Source organism: Rhodococcus sp. 14-2470-1b (assembly GCF_002259415.1).
Lineage (GTDB): Bacteria > Actinomycetota > Actinomycetes > Mycobacteriales > Mycobacteriaceae > Rhodococcoides.
Map to the genome: position 1 here is coordinate 143744 of NZ_NPFY01000011.1, position 21395 is coordinate 165138.

The 21395-nt window shown below is 64.2% G+C and carries 18 protein-coding genes; 10 read left to right on the forward strand and 8 right to left on the reverse strand.

The window, feature by feature from the left end:
- Nucleotides 1-8: 8 nt before the first annotated feature.
- The 7 genes from CH293_RS07745 to CH293_RS07775 form a co-directional block, all read right to left on the reverse strand.
- Complete coding sequence (locus tag CH293_RS07745; protein ID WP_255122758.1) at nucleotides 9-1232, reverse strand: lipase family protein; 1224 nt, start codon at nucleotides 1230-1232, stop codon at nucleotides 9-11.
- Entirely contained in the window at nucleotides 1229-2788 is a 1560-nt protein-coding gene (locus CH293_RS07750; protein ID WP_094719875.1) for a cellulase family glycosylhydrolase, read from the reverse strand. Before CH293_RS07750 ends, CH293_RS07745 begins: the two co-directional genes overlap by 4 nt.
- On the reverse strand, nucleotides 2788-4083 hold the full coding sequence (locus tag CH293_RS07755; protein ID WP_094719876.1) for an acyltransferase: 1296 nt from the start codon (nucleotides 4081-4083) through the stop codon (nucleotides 2788-2790). Before CH293_RS07755 ends, CH293_RS07750 begins: the two co-directional genes overlap by 1 nt.
- A 15-nt stretch (nucleotides 4084-4098) precedes the next feature.
- The gene (locus CH293_RS07760) at nucleotides 4099-5310 is read right to left on the reverse strand and encodes a lipase family protein (RefSeq protein ID WP_241483866.1); all 1212 of its coding nucleotides are present in this window, start codon (nucleotides 5308-5310) and stop codon (nucleotides 4099-4101) included.
- Nucleotides 5307-6005, reverse strand: coding sequence for a YveK family protein (locus tag CH293_RS07765; RefSeq protein WP_094719877.1), 699 nt, complete (start codon nucleotides 6003-6005; stop codon nucleotides 5307-5309). Before CH293_RS07765 ends, CH293_RS07760 begins: the two co-directional genes overlap by 4 nt.
- Nucleotides 6002-7222: a lipase family protein gene (locus tag CH293_RS07770; RefSeq protein WP_094719878.1), complete on the reverse strand. Its 1221-nt coding sequence runs from the start codon at nucleotides 7220-7222 to the stop codon at nucleotides 6002-6004. The genes CH293_RS07765 and CH293_RS07770 overlap by 4 nt, the downstream gene beginning before the upstream one ends.
- Before the next feature lie 92 nt (nucleotides 7223-7314).
- A complete protein-coding gene (locus CH293_RS07775) occupies nucleotides 7315-8709 on the reverse strand; it encodes a polysaccharide biosynthesis tyrosine autokinase (protein ID WP_094719879.1) in 1395 nt (464 codons plus the stop codon).
- A 110-nt stretch (nucleotides 8710-8819) separates the two neighbouring features.
- Here CH293_RS07775 and CH293_RS07780 point away from each other — a divergent pair, with 110 nt between their 5' ends.
- The 10 genes from CH293_RS07780 to CH293_RS07825 all read left to right on the forward strand — a co-directional run bounded on the left by CH293_RS07780 (nucleotide 8820) and on the right by CH293_RS07825 (nucleotide 20682).
- Entirely contained in the window at nucleotides 8820-10223 is a 1404-nt protein-coding gene (locus CH293_RS07780; protein WP_094719880.1) for an O-antigen ligase, read from the forward strand.
- Between the two features lie 127 nt (nucleotides 10224-10350).
- Nucleotides 10351-11868, forward strand: coding sequence for a cellulase family glycosylhydrolase (locus CH293_RS07785; protein WP_094719881.1), 1518 nt, complete (start codon nucleotides 10351-10353; stop codon nucleotides 11866-11868).
- Between the two features lie 595 nt (nucleotides 11869-12463).
- Nucleotides 12464-13606, forward strand: a complete 1143-nt coding sequence (locus tag CH293_RS07790; RefSeq protein WP_094719882.1) for a glycosyltransferase — start codon at nucleotides 12464-12466, stop codon at nucleotides 13604-13606.
- Nucleotides 13603-14598, forward strand: a complete 996-nt coding sequence (locus CH293_RS07795) for a GDP-mannose 4,6-dehydratase (RefSeq protein WP_019665629.1) — start codon at nucleotides 13603-13605, stop codon at nucleotides 14596-14598. Before CH293_RS07790 ends, CH293_RS07795 begins: the two co-directional genes overlap by 4 nt.
- Complete coding sequence (locus CH293_RS07800) at nucleotides 14595-15596, forward strand: GDP-mannose 4,6-dehydratase (RefSeq protein ID WP_094719883.1); 1002 nt, start codon at nucleotides 14595-14597, stop codon at nucleotides 15594-15596. The genes CH293_RS07795 and CH293_RS07800 overlap by 4 nt, the downstream gene beginning before the upstream one ends.
- Nucleotides 15593-16216 carry an acyltransferase gene (locus tag CH293_RS07805; protein ID WP_037111919.1) on the forward strand — a complete coding sequence of 208 codons (624 nt, stop codon included), beginning with the start codon at nucleotides 15593-15595 and terminating at the stop codon, nucleotides 16214-16216. Before CH293_RS07800 ends, CH293_RS07805 begins: the two co-directional genes overlap by 4 nt.
- Before the next feature lie 74 nt (nucleotides 16217-16290).
- Nucleotides 16291-17388, forward strand: coding sequence for a glycosyltransferase (locus CH293_RS07810; RefSeq protein WP_094719884.1), 1098 nt, complete (start codon nucleotides 16291-16293; stop codon nucleotides 17386-17388).
- On the forward strand, nucleotides 17385-18530 hold the full coding sequence (locus CH293_RS07815) for a lipopolysaccharide biosynthesis protein (protein WP_094719885.1): 1146 nt from the start codon (nucleotides 17385-17387) through the stop codon (nucleotides 18528-18530). Before CH293_RS07810 ends, CH293_RS07815 begins: the two co-directional genes overlap by 4 nt.
- Nucleotides 18527-19657 (forward strand): glycosyltransferase, encoded by a 1131-nt coding sequence (locus tag CH293_RS07820; RefSeq protein WP_094719886.1) that lies wholly within the window; start codon nucleotides 18527-18529, stop codon nucleotides 19655-19657. Before CH293_RS07815 ends, CH293_RS07820 begins: the two co-directional genes overlap by 4 nt.
- A complete protein-coding gene (locus CH293_RS07825) occupies nucleotides 19654-20682 on the forward strand; it encodes a beta-galactosidase (RefSeq protein WP_094719887.1) in 1029 nt (342 codons plus the stop codon). The genes CH293_RS07820 and CH293_RS07825 overlap by 4 nt, the downstream gene beginning before the upstream one ends.
- Here the strand turns inward: CH293_RS07825 and CH293_RS07830 are convergent.
- Nucleotides 20642-21394: a hypothetical protein gene (locus CH293_RS07830; protein WP_094719888.1), complete on the reverse strand. Its 753-nt coding sequence runs from the start codon at nucleotides 21392-21394 to the stop codon at nucleotides 20642-20644. The genes CH293_RS07825 and CH293_RS07830 overlap by 41 nt on opposite strands.
- Between the last annotated feature and the right edge of the window lies 1 nt (nucleotide 21395).

Genomic DNA, 21395 nt, shown 5'->3' on the forward strand with positions numbered 1-21395 from the left:
CTCCACCTTCAGTTGCAGTCGTCGACGGCGGGAGTGCCGGCGAACCGTTCACCTATCCAGTCGTTCACTGCGCCGCCGTCGACGTCGCCGTGTCCTTTGCCTGGTTGACGGTCGATGGTGATCACGTCCCCCAGGGAACATGCCTTGGCGAGCGCCGCATCCGTCCATTCGGCGTCGATGTAGGTGTCCGCGTCTCCGTACACCACCAGCATGGGCGCCGACGCCTTCTGCTGCGGCACAGCCATCTGTTCGAGGTAGTACCGCAACAAGGATTCCGCGTCAGGCGTCTTCGGCGCGAAGTCACGAGCACCGATCCGTTCCGCCGCGTCCGCACGTGCCGACGCCTGCGCCGGGGTGCAGCCGCTCAACGCAGCCCAGTCCTCGGCCGCCGATCCGCTACGGTACTGATCACGATCGAAGCCGGGGAACCTCCTGGCCAGAGATTCGATCACCCACTGCATCAACGGCGCTTGGTCGTCGGTCAGAGTGCCCTGTATCGCCTTGTCCACCAGGCCCACCATGTTCGCAGCCGGCGCCAGGCTGACCGATCCCAACAGTTCGAGTTCCGGTGCGTATCCGGATTGTTCGTTCGCTGCCCACGCTGCACCGCCGCCCTGGGATCCGCCGAACGCGACCCACCGGTTGGACACGTCGGGGAACGTATGCCGCAGTGCCCGAACGGCATCGATCATGTTGTAACCGGCAGTCGGGTTGTCCAGATAGTGGTGGACACCCTCATGGCCGAGACCTTGATAGTCGGTGATGGCCACGGCGAACCCCGCCGAGGTGAATCCAGCTGCCAATGCGGCACTTCCGAGCAGATCCCGTGACAGCGACGGCCCGCACGCATTCTCGATTCCCGTGGTGCCGTGACCGAACGAGATGACGGGCCAACCGCCCTCGGGTGCATCTCCGTCGGGCACGAATACGCTCGCCGAGACCTCGGTGGCGCCGCCGTCACCGGATTGGATGGACCGATACACCACGCGGGCTGCCTCGGAACCACGCTGCACCGCCGACGGAAGATTGGGCATGGTCTCCGCACTGATCACCGACCCGGCTCCGGTACCGGGGTCGGCAACAGCGATCGGCTCTGCGGGCCGAAGCTTCTGCGATTCCGCGAAGATCGCGGGCATGCTCGTCACCAGCGGTACCGCCGACGAACAACCCGTCAGCAGGACGATCCCGAGTACCCCCGCTGTCCACGCCGCGTGAAAACGTGCAAGCCTCATCGCGACTCCACCGTCGCACCGGATTCGGGAGACCAACGGATGGTGCCGAATTCGAAATCCGACACGAGCATGTCGCCGTCCTGGTACTCATCGCTCACCGGGAAACCGAACTCGGGAGTCCACGCTTCCAGAATCGCTCCGCGTACGACGAACGTTCCGGCTCGGTCGCTGTGGAACACTCGTGCCCCACCGTCGACGTCCAGTTGCTGCATCCCTTGCACGTACGGGCCCGCAGGAAGATACCCGGATGCGAGTACCGCAGTGGACACGGCCGACGGCGATGCCACGTAACCCTGTTCGGTGCCGAAGAGAACGCCACCGGCGAACTGCTGCGCGAGGTACTTTCGTCCGATGCCGTCGTGTGCCGGATACACCGGCGTCAGTGCTTCACCGAGGTAGTCGAACTCCTTCGACACTTCAAGCATCGCCAGATGTTCCGGGTCCGAGCTGAACCCCACCTCGATGGCTGCCACCAACGCCTCGTACGCAGGCTTCGCAGTGAAATCACGGTGCAGCACACCGAAATTGTCCTCGGGATTTGTCGATCCCGCCAGCCGATCACGAATTTCGTGCACGTACATCGGTCCGGCGAACGGCAACTGACTCCACTCGTGCACGAACGCCGTCATCAACTCACCCTGGCGAGCTTCGTCGATTCCGGCACCCTCGTCGGTCGGCGAGCCGAATTCCGTTGCCCACAGCTCCTTGTCGTCGTCGCCCCGCGCGATCATCTCCCGCCGCATGTCCGCGATCATGTGCAGAGCGCCGTCCGGAAACTGCTCGGTCCCGACGAGCGTCCCCGGGTACGAGTACGGATGCACCGACAGGGCGTCGAAATACCCATGGGCCCCTGCGCCGTACATGCGCCTGAGAAACGTGAGACCGTTCATGGTGTTGTGGTTGTCGCCCACGGCACCGATCGCACCCCCGATCACCAACGCATCGGGATCGGCGGCACGAATAGCGCCGAACGCCTCACGAAGCATCTCCGCGTACAGCTCCGGATCGGCCCACGGAGCGAAGAACACCGATCCGTTCGGCTCGTTCCAGATCTCGTACGCCGTGACCCGGCCAGCGAAGTGCGCTGCAACACTGCCTGCGTATCGGCCGTATTCCTCCGCCGACGCCGGCTTGCTCGTCAACCCGAGGGCCGGGTCCGCCGCGGCCCAGTCCGGTGAGTAATCGAGAATGGCCAGGACGTCGATACCCCGGTCGAGTGCAGCGTTCACCACCCGATCCGTCGGCTCCCAGACTTCGAGTCCCCGTTCGGGTTCCAGGAGTGGCCACGCCACATCGAGCCGTAGGCGCGTCGAACCGGAGGCCGCAACGGCGTCCAGACTACGAGCGAGGTCCTCGTCGCTCGCCCACAGCAGTGGCGCACCTCCGGTGAAACCAATGGGACGCAGCGGAAGTGGATCGAGGGACGCAGGATCCGGGCCCTGCACGAAACCGCCGACGAGGGAGATGTCCACCGGCCGCGACCCTGCCACGTCCGGTGCACCGCAGCCGGTGAGCAGTAGCACCGCAGCGGACAGCGCCGCCCACGATCTCGGCACTACTTACCGGACTTGTACTTACGCGCCAACATCAACGCAGGCTTCTCGACGAGCCGGTACGTGATGGTGCCGAACAGGACGCTCACCGCCGTCACGACGACGAAGTTCCACAGCATCCCCACCGGACTGTCCCCGGCCATCCAGCCGAAGCGTCCCACCATGATCAGGACCGGAAAGTGCCACAGATAGACACTCAGCGAAATGGTGCCGACGTATTCGAGCGGCTTCCAGTCCGCACGTTCGGCGAGCTTCGACCTCTCGCCTCGCGCAAGGGGAGCGATGATGAACAGGATCAACAGTGCGGATCCGAGCGAGACGAACGTGGTCTGCCAGCGCGAGTTGTCGTCGATGAGCTTCAGCGAGATGGCCGCAACGGGCAGCATCGCCAGGCCCGTCCACCACCGCATGTTCTTCGCGGTCCAGCCTTTCAACACCCCGGTGTCGACGGCGACGAAAATGACAGCAGCTGCCATGCCGAAGGTGAAGTTGTCCGCAAGGGAGAAGAAGCTACGGCTGAGGACTGCAACCTCGTTCGGTCCCCAGTCCAACAGCAGAGGATCGGTGATTCCCGACGGCTCGACCCGGCTCGCGGTGTAGAGCTTGCCCGCGACTCCGATAGCGAACATCACCACGACGGGGATCAGCACGAGTACGGAGGCACTGATGCTGGTCCGGCGTGCGAGATAGAACGCGATGCCGGTCAACAGCGGCAATGCGATGTAGAACATCAGCTCCAGCGTCAGCGACCACGATGGATTGATACCGGTCTGCAGCATCGACGGCACATAGGAGTGAACCAACGTGAGGTTGCCGAGCAACGTCACCGGGTCCGTGATCATGCCGAGCCCGGCATCGGTGAAGTGTTCCTCGGCCACCGCCGCGTTCTCGGTGAACACCGCCCGCATCACGAAGTTCGCGAACAGGAAGATCACGATGTACGCCGGAAACACCCGCAGAATGCGGTGTACTGCATAGCTTTTGTTGTCCGGCATGGGTTTACCGGCGAAGAGCCGTCGGACCATCGGCAGAAAGATGAGGAAGCCGGACAGCGCGAAGAAGAAGATCAGACCTTGCCCGAGCAGGCCGAGTTTGTAGTTGGCCACCGTCACGGGGCTGTTGTGACCTCCCACGTGCACGGCGAGGACGCACAGGCAGGCGAAGCCCCGCGGGCCGTCCAAACCGAGGATCCTGGCCGGTCTCTTCGTTCCGGACGTCGAACTCGGTGCAGTCGAACTCGGTGCAGTCGAACTCGGTGCCGTCGCTGCGGCAGCGGTGCTGTCCGGGGTTGCTGTCATGGTTGGGCCTTCACATCAGGGTGCGGCGGGCGGAGGGCAGTAGCTGACGGCAGGTTGCCCCGCGAATCTGTCGTTCAGCCACGGAAACGCAGCAGCACCGTCGATGTCTGCGTGGCCGGCCTCCGGCTGGAGTACCGACTGGATGGAGTCACCGCTCGCGCAGCCGGCTGCGACAGCGCCGTCCGTCCACGCCTGCGATACGAGTGTGTCCTTGCCACCGTAGAGCACCAGCATCGGTGCGGCAGCGCGTGTCTGCGGAAGACTCATCTCCCGTAGGTAGCCTTCCAGTGCGCGTTCGGCTTCCGGGGTCGACGGCTCGAGATCCTCGTCGTCGATCTGCGCGGCCAGCTCCGTGCGGTCGGCCGCCAGGGGTCCGCCACAGGCGGACAGTTCGTCCCATCGTTCCTCGACGATGCCACGCCGGTAGTCGGCCAGGTCGATCTCGGGATGGGACTGCGCGAGCCCGACGAGCACCCATTGCAGCAGCGGCTTCTGATCGGCGGTCAGCGTTCCCGCCGCCGCCGCGCGGGCGAGACCCGAGATGTCGGCGGCAGGAACGAGACTCACCGATCCGACCATGTCGAGTCCCGAACCGTACGTGTTCGCGAGTTCGTTCGCTGCCCAGGCCGCCTGGCCACCCTGCGAACCCCCGAACGAGGCCCATCGATCGGACGTGTCCGGCACCAACTTCTGTGCAGCACGCACCGAGTCGATCAGGTTGTTGCCTGCTGTCCGCGCATCGAGGTACGGGTGGTAGTTCCCTTCGATCCCCAGGCCCTGGTAGTCCGATACCGCAACCACGTACCCGGACCTCACCAGCGCCGTGACGATGGGGGAGCTGCCCAACAGTTCGGGATCGGTCGACGGCCCGCAGTCCGGCAACACTCCCGTGGTTCCGTGTCCGTAGGCGATGATCGGCCATCCGCCGTCCGGCGCGGAGCCCTGCGGTGCGAAGACGGTCCCGGACACCTCCGTCGGGGATCCGTCGACGCCGGACGTCGAGGTGTAGACGACCCTGGCTGCCAGCGAGGAGATCGCGCTGACTCGCCTGTCGATGGTGAGCAGTTCCTCTGCACTCTTCAGACTGCCAGGACCTGCGTCGGTGAAGTCCGCCTCGATCGTTCCCCCGAAGGCCACCGAATTCGCTTCCGGCGACGTGTCCTGACCCCCGCACCCGGAGGCCAAGAGAATCGACACCACTGCAACAGTCCCCACTGTCTTCCTCATCGACTAGCTCCCCCTGTGTAATCGAGCTTTTCGGCCACACGTTCCTCGGCTAGAAGGTCGGTGACCTGTCGCCGCGAGGTGATCGAATCGCGTCGCACCCCCGCCCCGACGACCAGCACTGCGGCAACAGTAGCGCCCATAGCCCCACCGAGCATCAGAGCAGACATCAACGTCGACGGCGGCGACGGCACGCCCGCGGCGTCGATGAGCGTCACCTCGGACACGGGCCCGTTCGCTCCGAGGTCGATCTCCTCGGCGAGCTGGATCAAGTTCAGCGCAACGGAATTGGCCACGTCACGCGCACGCGTCGGATCGTCCTGCGTTGCACTGATGTCGATCAATGCGGACCCGGGGGTCGACACGACGAGCAGATCGGCTTTCAAGTCGTCGGGAGAGACCGGCAGACCCACGTCGACGATGGTGCGCCTCAGGACTTGCTCGGACGTGGCCAGCCCCACGTAGCTCTCCACCCGTACCAGCGAACTGCGGTTTCCCTCCATCGCCGCACGAGGTGACGACGGACCGGGCGCAGTCAGGAACACGCGCGACGTCGCCGTGTACTTCTCTGCGACAAAGGAATCAGCGATCCACGCGGCAGCGACCGAGAGTACGGTGGCCGCGAGAATCAAGGCCCACCCGCGGACCAGCATCCTGCCGTAGTCGCGCAACGTGGGAACACCGACAGGAGTGATCATTCGACCTGCTCACACGTGTTCACCGCGCGCTGCCCGGCGAACCGAGCCTTCACCCACGGCACCGACCGAGAACTGTCGAGATCTCCGTGGCCCTCGCCGCTGTGCAGCTCGTACTCCACCACATCTCCCGCGTCGCATGCCCGGGAGAGTGCCTTCTCCGTCCACGACTCGAGAATCAGGTCGTCCTCCGACCCGTACATGACGAGAAGCGGTGACGTTGACTTCTGCGTCGGAAGAGCCATGTCCGCCAACCACCCTCGCAGCCGATCGGTGGCCTGCTGATCGACCGGACGCAGATCCGACGCCTGCAGCCGAGCCACGAGCTCGGGAACCTGATCCGACCCAGGAGGAACGCACTGCATGAAATCGTCCCAGCGTTCCCGCGCCAGACCGGAACGATAGTCGTCCAAGTTCATCTCCGGGTGCGTGATCGCCAGTCCGTGCAGCGCGTACATCAGCAACGGATACTGGGCGCGCGTCAGGGTTCCCGACGCCGCCGCGTCGGCCAGCCCGGCCATGTCCGACACCGGCACGATGGCTGCCGTCCCCACCAGTTCGAGGCCACCGCCGTACTCGGCGTTGCGATCGCTGGCTGCCCACGCGGCCATCCCACCGAGCGAGACGCCGTACGCAGCCCACCGGGTGCTCAGCGTGGGAAGGAAGTTACGGGCAGCGCGTACGGCATCGATCATGTTGTAGCCGAACGTCTTCGAATCCAGATACGGGTGGTAGTTGCCGTCCAGGCCGAGACCCTGATAGTCCGTCATCGTCACGGCGTAACCGTTCAACACCAGAGCCGCGACGATAGGAGCACTCCCGAGCAGGTTGACGTACTCCGACGGACCGCAGTTGTTCAGAACCCCCGTCGTACCGTGACCGAAGGACACGACCGGCCATCCACCCTCCGGGGCAACACCGCCCGGAATCACGACGGTGCCCGACACATCCGTCGGCTCACCCGTGACACCCGACGTCGACCGATACACCACACGGGTTGCTGCAGCGCCTAATTCGGTGATGTCCACCGCGATGTCCTCGATCGGTTCGGCCGAGATCAACGAGCCGGGCGCCGTCCCACCGAGAATCGGAGCCGGGCTCGGCTCCGGAGGCGTCACCGACGCCGTCACAGGCGTCGTCGGAGCATCAGGAGGGAGCACCAGTTCCTGCCCCTGGGCGCAGCCGACGAGCATCACTGCAGCCGCGCATACTGCACCCACCCGCACCGACCACGTCCGAAGCCCCGAACCCGGTCGTTCCGCAGGCTCCACTCCCGCCCCACCCGGTCGTTCCGCAGGCTCCACTCCCGCCCCTAGCCTCTACCGACGGTGGCCGCCGAGGACTCTCGCCCCTCGACCTCGATCTTCGGCTTCGCCACCGGCCCAGCAGAACCCGGGTTGGTCCGTCGACGACGATGTGGCTCGAATGTCGTGACGACACCCAGAACCTTCCCGCCGACTCCGCCCAGCGTCTTGATCGCCTTGCGCAGTTGATCCCGCGTCGTGCTGCCGACACGGGCGAGCACAAGACTTCCGTCCGCAAGAGCTGTGAGAATTGCCCCGTCGGAGACCGACAGGAGCGGCGGAGTGTCGACGACGACGTAGCGGTAGTCCCCGCGGACTGCTTCCAGCAGGATCTGAGCGCGATCGGAACCGAGGAGCTCGCTCGGGTTCGGCGGCACGGGACCGGCGGGGAGAACGTCGACCCCGTCGACGACGTCGCGCTGAACGGCGTCGTCCAGTCGGTGTTCACCGGACAGAACCGTGCTGAGGCCGCGCTCCTGCGTGATGTCCAAACGCTCGGCCAAGGCGGCCGTTCTGATGTCACCGTCGACGAGCAGAACCTTGTGACCGGCCTCGGCGAGGACGGCTGCCAGGTCGATGGCCGTGGAGGTGCGGCCTTCACCCGACTCGGCGCTGGTGACGGTGAGCACCCGCGGCGGAGATCCGCCGCCGAGGAAACGAATGTTGGTCCGCAAGGTGCGGAGCGGCTCACCCATCTTGGAGAACGACGCCACCGGAGTCTTCGGGCGCTCGGCGTCGATCGGGAGTCCGCCGAGGACTGCGTTGCCGGAGATCTCCTCCGCCTTGGGGCGGTCACGAATCGAACGGTCGACGAGCCCGCGAGCGAGAGCGATCACGACACCGAGAGCAAGACCTGCCACTGCGCCCAGCCCGAGAAGCGTCACCAGGCCCGCGCCGAGCGGCGACGTCGGCACGTCGGCCTGATCGACGATGGTGGCTCCGGCAGCCGGGCTACCGCCGCGCTGCGACGTCTCGAGTTCCTGAACCAACTGCGTCAGCTGACCGGCGACCGCATTGGTCAACGCACGTGCGACGTCGGGGTCGGAATCGGTGCCGCACAGGTCGAGCAGAACTGTGCTCTCGATCGGTGTTGCGGTGATCATGGCACGCAAATCGTTCGCGGACAACGGCAATTGAAGCTGATCGACAGCACGCTGTGCCACCTGGGTACTGGTGGCCAGTCCCGCGTAGGACGTGACACGTTCCTGAGAGAAGAGGTTGTTCTGATAGGCCTCGCCCACGGAACTGCCACCCTCGGTGGTCACGAACAACCGGGCGCACGCCTGATACTGAGGCGTCGAGAAGAACGAGTAGGCCCACCCCCCGACGATGCCGAGCACCGTCACCACCGCGACGATCCACCAACCCGCACGGAGAATCCGTCCGTACTCTCGAATCTCCACGAATGCTCCAATCGAAAAATCCTGGTTCGCCGATGAGAATAAAGTGCCGTCATCGATTCGGCATCACTTAGCAGTTGCAGAGGTGTGAAAGCGTGACAACATCAGTGCCCATGAGCATCTCGAAACGAGTCGACGCGGCGGTCATCGTCGTCGTCCCGGTGATCGTTACATTCTTGATGATTCTCGGCGGAACACCCGGAAAACTGGGCGCGTTCGCACTCGTCGGACTGACCGTTGGAGCGTACATCGGCCTGCGCCACCCACTCTATTTGACTCGTGCTCTTGCATTTTCGTTGGGCGCATTGCCATTCGGTTACGTTCCGGGGGTGCACGCTCCCCTGGTGTTCACCTTGGGCGCGGCAGTCATCCTCGCATCGGTGATTCACCGCACAGCCGTGACTCGCATCACAGTCGGTGAAATGGCCGTCATCGCACTGATCGTCACTTCGGCGATTTCCGTCTTCGCTACGGCCGGCACGACAGTGGATTATGCAGAATTCGGTAAATGGCTCGTTTCCACACTTGTTGCAGTGTCACTTCTCCGACTCCCCCGCGAAGAATTGGAACTGTTCGGGCGGATCTACGTCTATTCCGCGTCGGCAGCAGCCGCGTTCGCACTCGTCATCCTCGTCGCCGACCCGTCGGGCAGATTGATTCGGTATCTGTCGCCGTTCGGATACGGCACCGAGGAGGAAAGCACCCGCTTCGTCTACACCGACGGTGCCGCGACGGTTCGACTCGCCGGTACCTATATCGACCCGAACGCCGCAGGCGTCGGCCTGTTCGTGGCCCTCATGCTGTGCGTTCTGCTGATCCGCGGGCGTCTGCGGATCGCGTTGGCGCTGCTGCTCTTCGGGTCCATCGTGCTGACGCTGTCCCGTGCGGCGCTCTTCTCCGTGGTCTTCGGCGTGCTTCTGATGCTGCTCTTCCAGAACCTGCGCACCCGGGAACGCGTGGCCATCATCGGTGGTTTCGCCCTCGCGTTCGTCGGCGCACTTGCCGTCCCCACCGTCCGCAACCGCGTGTTCTCGTCCTTCGGCAGCGGCGACGCCGGATCCTCGGCCCGTGGCGATGCGCTCGTCGATTTCCCAGGTCACATGGCAGGGCATTGGCTCTTCGGGCTGGGCTGGGGGCGCGAGGAATTCAAGGATCCCGGCACCGCGTTCGACGTCAACTACGTCGCGAATGCTCCCCTGCTGTCGGTCTACCGCGGCGGAATCTTCACCGGACTCGCATTCCTGGCCATCATCGTCGTCGGGGCCTATCTGGGTTATCGCTGTCTGCGCTCGCGCAACTGGGAACACGGATTCATCGGCGGCGGATTCATCGGATTCTCCGTCGTCGCGCTGCAGTTGGATTTCCCCGTCGTCACCATTCCGGCCACGACGATGGCCTTTTCCGTACTGATCGTTTTTCTCATCCTGGCGCGCGAAAAAGCAACGGATAACCTGCCCGACGACGGGGAAATGCCCGCATTCTCATCCCGAAGACCGGATACAGCAAAGACAGCTTGACCAGCAGTTTCGTCCCGTCAACCGTGATTGTTTTCGTTTGTACAAAACTCCCTGTCGGGTGCAATGATTTCCCACAATCGGCTCGCGACTCCCCTCCGACGAGCCCCTTGCGGAGAGATTCACCATCATGAGAAGGACTCGAATCGGCGCGCTGATTTCTGCCGCGACCGTCGTTCTGGTCACTGCCACTCTGACGTGGAGTGGACCGTCGCTGCTCGCATCGCCCGAGGCATCCGTCGGACCTGGGGTCGCGCACGCGCAGACAACGCAGCCTCCACTCGGAGTCTCCGACAGCGGCGCACTTCTCTGGTCGTCCGACGCCGAACTGAACACCACCCTGTCCATGCTCTCCGCAGCAGGGATCAGCTCCATTCGACTGTCCATCCCCTGGTTCAACGTCGAATACACCCGGAACCAGCTCGACTGGTCCTCCGTCGACCGCGTCGTGAACGCCGTCCACGCACGCGGGATCTCGATCCTCGGAATCATCGCCTACACACCCCCGTGGGCAACCTCACCCGCCGGTCAGCCGCTCAACACCCGACCGGCGTCACCAGCGACGTTCGGGCAGTTCGCCGGCAAGGTCGCCGCGCGATACGCCGGTAAGATCAGTGCCTACGAGATCTGGAACGAGCCCAACGGGGCCATGTTCTACGGACCGTCACCCGACGCCGCGGGCTACACCCAACTCCTGAAGGCCGCCTACCCGGCGATCAAGGCAGCCGACGCGTCGGCGACAGTCATCGGCGGTGTTCTGGGGGCGGTCGAGGACGGACCGGGGATGGTCAACCCCGTCACATTCGTGAACCAGATGTACTCGGCGGGCGCGGCCGGCTACTTCGACGCCTTCTCCTACCACCCGTATCAGTACTCGTTGAAATTCGGCGACGGTGTGTACGTCGACCACTCACCTGCCCGTCAGGCCATGGACATCCACGCGGCCATGGTCGCGAACGGCGACGGCAACAAGAAGATCTGGGCCACCGAGTACGGCGTCCCGACGGCGTACGCGTCGGAGACCGCCCAGAGCGACATGATCACGAACTTCATCACGAAGTGGCGAGAACTGCCCTACGCCGGGCCGATTCACCTGTACCAGCTCCGCGACCAGCAGACCGGCAGCAGTGACCCGGAAATGACGTTCGGCCTCCTGCGTACCGACTGGAGCGGCAAGCCGGCACTGTGGGCCGTCATGTCGCAGATCATGAACGGATTCCCGACGTCGGCCGAGCACACCCGCTTCCAGAGCGTTCCCGCCTCGTCGGGCGCCGCCCTCTCACCGGTGTTCCTCGTCCGCGACACCTGGGCACAGATTCGCCAGAACGCCGTGGTCTTCGAGATGCCCGGCGGATTCGTCACCTCCCCGAGAGCCGTCGCCGACGCCGTGCGCTACAGCGGATTCCTCCCCACCACCAGCTTCAACGGCACCTACCAGGACTTCGACAGCCCCTTCGGGCTTCGCGTCTTCTCGACGCAGCTCGGTGGAACCCGGCTCATCGGCGGCGGCATCGTCGCTGCCTGGGACCCCACCCTCGGCCCCGCCACCTCCGACGAAACACCACTCCCAGGCGGCGGCGTTCGCGTGAACTTCCAGTACGGCAACATCACCTGGATTCCCGGCGCAGGCACAACAGTCACTCGCTGATTTCCACCGCTGGAATTTCGAGCGCGAAGAAAAACATTCCCAACGAATGTTTCACCGTCTGAATACTCGACCGAGAGCCTGATACTCGGTACGCTTTCCTCGAACTGCCCACCCATTCGTCATTGGACATGAAAATCGAACAATGCCGGTCGGTTTCCCTTCGCATCACCCGTGCCGAGCATCATGAACCGGCCCGCTCGGAGCAAATATTTCGCCGATGTTAAATCTGGACGAATGACGAGTATCCATACATGCGTTGTCCCGAATTCGCACTGTGAACCACCTCACTTAGCGCTACCAATTACGGCACTTAACGGATACTTATAGAGCGAACGAATGACACGGAATTTCTTCCGTCGACTACTGTTCCATCCCAGTCGGGGGATGCACGAAGGATCGCCGCACCAATGTTGGTGTGGCGTTTCTGGATTAACCAGCACTGCAAAGTTCAAGCACCGCTGACTGATTCACGTTCTTCTGGGGGCTCGACCACTGTTTTGTGCACGGCTCGACACGACGGGTTGAAGATGCAATTAGCAACAATCGCTCCACGGCATTGCTCCGCCCATTTCGCGGATACCGGGAAGGAACGCGAATGACCGAGGCAGAGACCACGATTCGCGTCGCGATCGCCCATGACTACCTGACACAGCGAGGCGGCGCCGAGAAAGTAGTACTGGCCATGGCTCGCGCTTTTCCGGACAGCCCCATCTACACCACACTGTTCGAGCCGTCGACGACGTTCCCCGAGTTCGCCGACCTGGATGTGCGGCCGTCACGGCTCAACAACATCGGATTCCTGCGCAAGAACCACCGCGCTGCCCTTCCGCTCCTACCGTTCGCGTCGGAGTCCATCACCATCGACGCCGACGTCGTGCTCACCAGCACCAGCGGGTGGGCACACGGCTTCAGGACGCCCGGTCGCAAACTCGTCTACTGCTATTCACCTGCACGTTGGCTCTACGAAGCCGAGATGTACCTGGGCGAGTCGAGCAGCCTTGCGAAGCGAATCATGTTGAAAGTTCTCACATCTCCGCTGCGACGCTGGGACAGACGGGCAGCGAAGTCCGCGGACCGATATCTGGCCATCTCCACCGTCGTGCAGAAGCGGATCACCGATGCATACGGGTTCTCCTCCACGGTCCTGCCTGCGCCGTTCACCGTCGACAGTGCACCCGAGGAACCGATCGCCGACGCGCAAGCCTGGCTCGGCGAGGATTCCTTCTACCTGTGCATCTCGCGTCTGCTTCCGTACAAGAACGTGGACAAGGTGATCGGTGCATTCGCCGACGGATCTCGTAAGCTCGTCGTCGTCGGCCGAGGACCGGAGGCCGATCGCCTGCGAAAGATCAAGTCCGACAACGTCCTCATGCTCAGCGACCTGTCCGCCGGCCAGATGACCTGGTTGTACCGCCGCTGTAACGCCGTCGTCGCCGCGAGCTATGAAGATTACGGACTCACCCCCATCGAAGCCGGCTACCACGGCAAACCGTCCGTCGTTCTTCGCTGGGGCGGATTCCTCGACACCGTCGAGGAAGGTGTCACCGGAGTCTATTTCGACCAGCCCGATCCCGAATCGATTCGAGCCGCAGTAGACGCACTCGAAGCAACGACCTGGGTGCCACCCAAGATCCAGGCTCACGTGGAGCAGTTCAGCGAGGAACGCTTCGCGGCAGAACTGATTTCGGCAGTCACCGACATACACGAACACACAATCGAGAGGACTTTGTCGCGATGACGAAGCGGGCATTGATCACAGGAATCACCGGACAAGACGGCCTCTACCTTGCCGAACTGCTACTGAGCAAGGGATACAAAGTTTTCGGATTGCTTCGCGGACAGAACAATCCGAAGGCAGCAATGCTGGACCGAGTCCTCCCTCAGGTAGAGGTCCTCACCGGTGACCTGCTCGACCTCTCCAGCCTGATGCGTGCCTTCGCAGTCGCCGACCCGGACGAGGTCTACAACCTCGGCGCAGTCTCCTTCGTCGCGTACTCGTGGGAGAACGCACGCCTGACCACCGATGTCACCGGCGGCGGAGTGCTGAACATGCTCGAATCCACCCGCCTCTACCAGGATGTCGCAGGCAAGCAGGTCCGCTTCTACCAGGCCTCGAGCTCGGAGATGTTCGGCAAGGTCCAGGAGGTTCCGCAGCGCGAGGAGACCCTGCTGTGGCCCCGGTCGCCGTACGGTGTCGCCAAGGTCTACGGCCACTACATGACCATCAACTACCGTGAGTCCTACGGTATGCACGCGAGCTCCGGCATCCTGTTCAACCACGAATCCCCGCGTCGCGGCATCGAATTCGTCACCCGCAAGGTCACCCAGTCCGTCGCCAGGATCGCCCTGGGCTTGCAGAGCGAGATCGCACTCGGCAACCTCGACGCCAAGCGAGACTGGGGATTCGCCGGCGACTACGTCGAAGCGATGTACGCGATGCTCCAGCAGGACGAAGCCGACGACTACGTCATCTCCACCGGCGAGACCCACTCGATCCGCGAACTGCTCGATCACGCGTTCGCGGCCGTGGACATCAAGGACTGGTCACAGTACGTGCGCATCGACCCGCGGTTCTTCCGCCCCGCCGAGGTCGACCTCCTCGTCGGCGATTCCACCAAGGCGCACGCACAGCTCGGCTGGAAGCCCAAGGTCACGTTCGAAGAGCTCGTGAAGATGATGGTGCAGAACGACCTGGCGGAGCAGTCGCCTCACGCCATCAAGATCGCGTGACCGAAGGGCAGGAGAGAAGCCTGCAGGGAGGATCCAGGGCAGGGGCACCGACGGCTCTGGTTACTGGGGTCGCGGGACAGGACGGTAGTTACCTGTCGGAGGCTCTCGTCGAGATGGGCTGGGCCGTACACGGTGTGGCCAAGCCAGGGTCGACGGAGGTCGTCGACGATGTCACGATGCACGCGACCGACCTCGGTGAGCCGGGGGCGGCCTCGACGCTCGTACGCGCGGTGGACCCGGACTACGTCTTCCACCTGGCGGGCATCTCCTCGGTCTGGAGGTCGTGGAACGATCCTGTGCTGACCACCCGTGTCAACGGTGTCTCGGCAGCGTCGCTCCTGGATGCCTGCTTCTCGCATCAGGAGGCGTCGGGCAAGCGTGTGATGGTGATCAACGCGTCCAGCGCAGAGATCTTCGCAGGCTCGGGAATCGCGATGCAGAACGAGGAAACACCGATCGCTCCCACCTCACCGTACGGCGCATCGAAAGCACTCAGTCACAACATGGTCCAGGTCTATCGCGCGCGCGGGCTGGAAGCCACCAACGCAATTCTGTACAACCACGAGTCGCCGCGTCGGCCGGAGACGTTCGTCACCCGCAAGATCACCAAAGCAGCGGCAGCGATCGCACGAGGAACGCAGAGCGTCATCGAACTCGGCAGCACGTCCGCACAGCGCGACTGGGGTTGGGCGCCGGATTACGTGGCAGCCCTGGTCAAGATGGCGGAATACGCCAAGGGAGACGACTTCGTCGTGGCGACGGGACGAGCTCACTCCGTCGCGGACTTCGTCGCCGCTGCACTGTCGACCGTCGGAATCACGGACTGGCAGAGCTACGTACGCGGAGATCCCGACATGCTGAGGCCGGCCGATTCGGCGAGAATGGTCGGCGACGCGTCCAAGGCACGCGAGATTCTGGGGTGGGGGCCGACCATGAACTTCGAGCAAATCGTCGAAGCCATGGTCCAATTCGACATGAGCGAGGAGTTGGCAGCATGACAGCGGTAGAAAAGCCCCAGGTCCAGGGTGAGGTGCAGGGTGAGGTTCACCATGTCTCGGACTACAAGATGCAGGACATCTCGCTGACGCGCAAGATCCGAAATCGGATCGGCACGTTGGGTTTCAACATGATCGTGACCTACATTCCGTCGCACTTCGTTCGCCAGAACTTCCTTCGGGCCTTCGGCGCGACGATCGGCAAGGACACCTCGATCTTCCGTGGAACGACGATCCTCGACATCGAGAACCTCGTCATCGGTGAGGCGTGCTCCATCGGCTTCCGGTGCATGTTCGACGCTCGCGGCGGAATCACCATCGGCGACAACGTCGTCATCGCCAGCGACACCCACATCATCGGCGGCTACCACGATCACAACGATCCCACGTTCAAGCCGATTCTCGAACCGTGTGTGATCGGCGATTACGTGTGGATCGCCAGCCGCAGCACGGTGCTCAGCGGGGTGACCATCGGACGTGGCGCCGTCGTCGGTGGCTGCTCGATGGTGCGCAAGGACGTCGGCGAGCTCGAAGTCGTGGCCGGGGTTCCCGCGCAGGTCCGCGGCACCCGCGATCCCGACGCTCTGCAGTACCGCCCGAAATATCGTCCACTGTTCTACTGACCCCCTTGTGAGTGGAAACGTAGGCCACAGACCACATTTCCACGCACAAGGCTCCGAAGGAGCACCCGCCGTTGATGCTGAGCGACTACCGCCTCGTCTACGTCGCCCCCCGATCCGGGGTGGGCGGCGTGGGCGACTACGCCGACGACTTCGTCGACGCCGTGCGTCCTCACTTCCGGGATGTCGTGGAGCATCGCCACGACGGCCCAGGACACGACTCGGTACGCGATATCCTCCGTCACCGCAGGGCAATCGAAGGACTAGTCGACGACCCGGAACGCACCATCGTGCACTGCGAACTGAGCGGTGGATCCGTGGTGCCCTTCTGGGCGACGTGGAAGCTCGACGGTGATCCGGTCGCGACGGCGACTGTGCACGATCCTCCCGGTTTGGTCTGGTGGCCTGCACGCACCAAGTTCCTCGCCGGACAGAAGGTGCTCAACCACGGGTTGCACTACCCGCTGCGTGCGTTGTGGCGAAGGCTCGAGACAGCGGTGGCGGGCGAGCGTACGTTCTTCGCTCTCACCGCGGCAGGCGCGGATTCACTGGCACGCGAATATCCCAGGGCCACTGCCGCAGCGAGCACGCTGTTCGTCCCCGAACGCGCCGATCTCACCCCCGCCGAAGACCGTCCCCTCGCCGTGGGGTTGTTCGGTCTCGTGTACCGCGGCAAAGGCTTCGATCAGATCCAACATCTGCGCGATCGACTTCCTCGCGAGATCGCCATCCGCGTCGCCGGTCGAGGCACCGAGCAGCTTCCCCCTGTCGACGGTGTCGAGATCGTCGGCGAAGTGAACGGTCCCGACGAGGATGCCTTCTTCGCCTCCATCCGCGCGCTCGTGGTTCCATACGGCCGACGGACCATCTACGGCGACGCCTTCCCCGCCTCGTCCGTCGTGACCAGGGCGATCGCCTACCAGACACCGATCGTGTGCATGAAGTACGGGGCACTGGCCGAATCCGACGGCGGCGCAGTGGTCGTCGACGGTGACATCACCGACGTCGCCGACGCCACCGCGGCAGTCGTCACCGACAAGATCGCGCTCGGCAAGCTCCGACGCGAGGTCGAGGCACTGCGCCGGACGAACACCCCGGAGTTCGTCGTCCAGGACTTCCTGTCCGAGTGGAACAAGGCCGTCGGCGCCGGCGCCAGCAGGTCGGGTGCGCAGTGAACAGCAATCTGATCAAAGCAGGTGTCGCGGCACTGTGGACGTACGGCGGGCGCGGGATCGGTCTGCTGTGGACGGTGGCGCTCATCGCCCAGCTCGGAATCGCCGACTACGGCCACTACGCCATGGCGTTCGCACTCGCCGCGATCGTCGCCGCACCCCTCGATCACCCGTTCGGTGTCCGCTCCATCCGAGTCACCGAGGACGATTATCTGGGTGAGCGCACCACTCGATCCTTGATCGGCGTCGGGCTGATCGTCGTCGGTCTGTGCATGATCGAGGTCAACTACATCGCGTGGTTCGCGCTGGTTGTCGCCGGCGGCGAGATGACGTTCAATGCGTTCAAGAGCCGGGCGCTGCGTGACGGGCACCCGAACATCACCCAGCGGATGGACACCGCGCGTCAAGCTGCGAGTATCGCACTCGCGACCGCGTACCTGTTCCTCGTCGCCGAGCCGACCCTGTTCGTCGCCAGCCTGCTCTATGTCAGCCCGTACCTTCTCATCGCCGTTCTTGCACTCGCACAGTCCAGGACCTCGCGGCCACGAGCTCCCGGGTCACGGCGTGAGATGTCGCTGCTGTTCTCGGAGAATCTGGCCAACGCCGTCTACATCCAAGGCGATGTACTGCTGCTCGGATACCTCACCGACAGCACCATCGCCGGGTACTACTCGGTCGCGTCGGTGACGGCGTGGGCCGTGGCCTTCGTCGGCCAGTCGTTCGGCCACACGTTCCACGAAAAACTCCGTGAAGCAGGTGGACTCGTCTCCGCGGGACCCGCCCTGAAACACACGGTCCTGCTCGCGTCGGCGGCAGGTTCGCTGCTCCTCGTCGCGGGCGTCGTATTGTTCTTCACCCCCGCGCCGTCCGAGGTCGCCGGCGCCCTGGCCGTCATGAGCGTCTTCGTCGTCATGCGCGTCGTGAACTACGTGTTCACGACGGTTCTCTATCTGCAACACCGCGATCGGACTCGCGTCCTCGCCGCCGCCACGCTCGCACCGCTGAAGATGGTGCTGATCCTGTGTCTGTTCCCGCTCGGCGCTGTCGGTGCGGCGATCGCGTCGGTGATCACCGACGCAGTGCTGCTTCTGTGGTTCACCCGAGCGCTCTACCGCGTCCCCGTCGAAGAAGAGGTGCTGTCGTGAGACGAGCGACATTCCTGCTGTCCAAGGACCCCCTGACCGAACACGGTGGCGATATCGCATTGTCGCGCTTGATGATGCAACTGGCTCGCGAAGCCTTCGAGGTCAGGTCGCTGTGCCTGTCCCAGGAGACCGAGCCGTCACCGGACCCGGATGTCACGCGTGTCGCGAAGCCCACCGTCGATGCCAGGCTCCTGCTGAAATCGCTGCGGCTCGATCGAAGTGTGGTGCACGGGCGCTACGACGTCGACGCGTTCGTCGACGCAATCGACGCGTCCGAATCCGACGTCTATGTAGCAGAACACAGTTACATGGCCGAACCGTTCATTCGGTCGGCGAAGTTCGGATCACCGTTCGTCATCAACACCGTCAACACCGAGTCGCAGGTGTGGAAGGTGACGCGCGGACTCACCGGACGAATCGAAGCGCCACGCATCCTGCGCGACGAGATCAGGGTGGCCAGGAAGGCCGACGCCGTCGGCACCTACGACGCCGAGGAAGCCGAGATGTACCGCGCCAACGGCGTCGGTGACGCTCGCTGGATCGATCTGACCCTCGAACCCGCACCGAGGCTCGATCTGAGCGAGACCGCAAAGCGACTGGTGTTCATGGGCACTCGCGGATGGCCGCCCAACCAGGAGGCCTTCAAGATCGCGCTGCAGTACTGGCCGCAGATCTCCGACGGTATCGACGGCGCCGAACTGTGCATCATCGGCGCCAAAGCAGACGGCGCCACCGACCCCGACTATCCCGACGGTGTCCGCGACCTGGGGTTCGTCGACGACCTCCAGGAGTTTCTGGGCACCTGCCGCGCACTCATCGCGCCGGTCGCCACCGGTGGCGGCGTGCGCGTGAAAATTCTCGACGCAGCCAGCAAGGGCCTGCCCGTCGTCGGAACATCGGCCGCCGTCGGATCTCTCGGCTCGATCTTCGAACTGCCCACCTTCGACGACCCGGAACAGTTCATCGCGGAATGCAGGCGGTACCTGCTGGACCGCAACACGGCCGTCAAAGCCGGGGAGCGACTGTACGACCTCAACGCCGAACGGTGGGAACAACGCGCTCCGCACACCTCGGTCGCATCACTGGTGGGCGCGTCCCTCCCCGGCACCTTAGGATCATCGTCATGACGCTCAGAGCCCGCCTGATCACCGTCGCCGCCGCCGTGGCGCTCGCACTGGGTGTGACGGCACCGGCCGCGCAGGCCGCCCCGCCGTCGGGACTCGGATTCTCCAGCGGTGCACCGTTCCTGCGCCTCGACAACGCGACCCTGAACAACGAGCTCGTGGCCGGACGGGAAGTCGGCGCATCCTGGGTGCGCGTCGTGGTCAACTGGGCTCAGATCGAGACGGCGCCAGGCGTGTTCGACTGGGGCAACACCGATCGCGTCGTCGATGCTGCACGCGCGCAGGGGTACTCGGTGCTCGCGGTTCTGGCCGGAACTCCCGCATGGGCACAGGGACCCATTCCCAGCCTTCTTCCCGGAGCAGTTCCGGTCGACCCCAACACCTACGGCGCCTTCGCCGGTGCCGCGGCGGCGCACCTGGGCAACCGCGTCGACTCCTACGAGGTCTGGAACGAACCCAACATCCCGTCGTTCTTCGCACCCGTCGACGCCGCACGCTACGTCGGGCTGTTGCGTGCCGCCTACCCCGCCATTCACACCGCGGACCCCGGTGCGACGGTGCTGAGTGCGGGCCTCGCGACGACGATCGACATCGGAGCGTGGACCGTCGCGCCCGTGACGTTCCTTCAGCAGATGTACGCTGCCGGAGCCGGCGGCTTCATGGATGCCGTTGCGCTGCACCCCTACACGTTCCCCTTCACCGTGGAGAACGACCCCAACGGACAGTGGGCACAGGTCGACCAGGCGTACGGAACGATGGCAGCCAACGGTGACGGTGGCAAGAAGATCTGGATCACCGAACTGGGCGCTCCCACCGGCAACGGCCCGATGGCCGTCACCGAGGAAGCCCAAGCCGCGATCATCGGCAGCAGCCTGGCGCAGGCGTCACGGCTCCCCTACGTCGGACCGGTGTTCGTACATGCGTTGCGCGACGCCGGAACCGACGCCTTCGACTCCGAGCAGAACTACGGACTGCTGCGAGCCGACTTCAGCCGGAAACCGTCGTTCGCCGTCGTGCAGGGGTCCTGACGACTGCGGTGTACACCCCGACCACCAACGCAGCGGCGACAGCCGTCCACCCCACCGTCGCGTTGTCCAGGTCGCCCGCCAGCCTGCCCTGCGCGATCCACATAAGGCCCCACACGATGCCGAGCGCCGGGCCGATCGCGCCCCGGGAGTAGGTCGCCAGCCCGACGCCCACGACGGCGGCGACGACGAGAACCACCACGGCCCACATCGTCGCCCAGCCCTCGATGCCGAGGTCGACGAGAAAGGCGGTCACATTCGCGATCGTCGCGACGCACACCCACCCGAGATACAAACCCATCGTGCCGTCGGTGACGACCGCGTCGAGCCTGCTCTCCGGCCTGATCGCCTGCGTCGAGACGAACACACGAACGAGCACCACGAGCAGTAGCACGATGATCGGCACACTCAGCCACAGCTGATCGAGCTGGATCGACAGAATCCACACCGCGTTCAGAATCATCGACAGGGCGATCGGCCCGCGAAGCGTCTCCTGCCTCGGTCCCGCGAAGAATTGCCAGATCGCATACGCCGCGAACCCCACGTAGATGACCGACCAGATCGAAAACGCTGGTCCCGACGGCGCCACCAGCGTCGACGTCGCACTGAGCGCACCGCCCGCAGCCTCCGCGATGGGCGTGCCCACCCACGCCCCCGAACCGATGAACGAGCCCACCACGGCCACGATCGCACTGACGAGTATCCCGACTTTCATG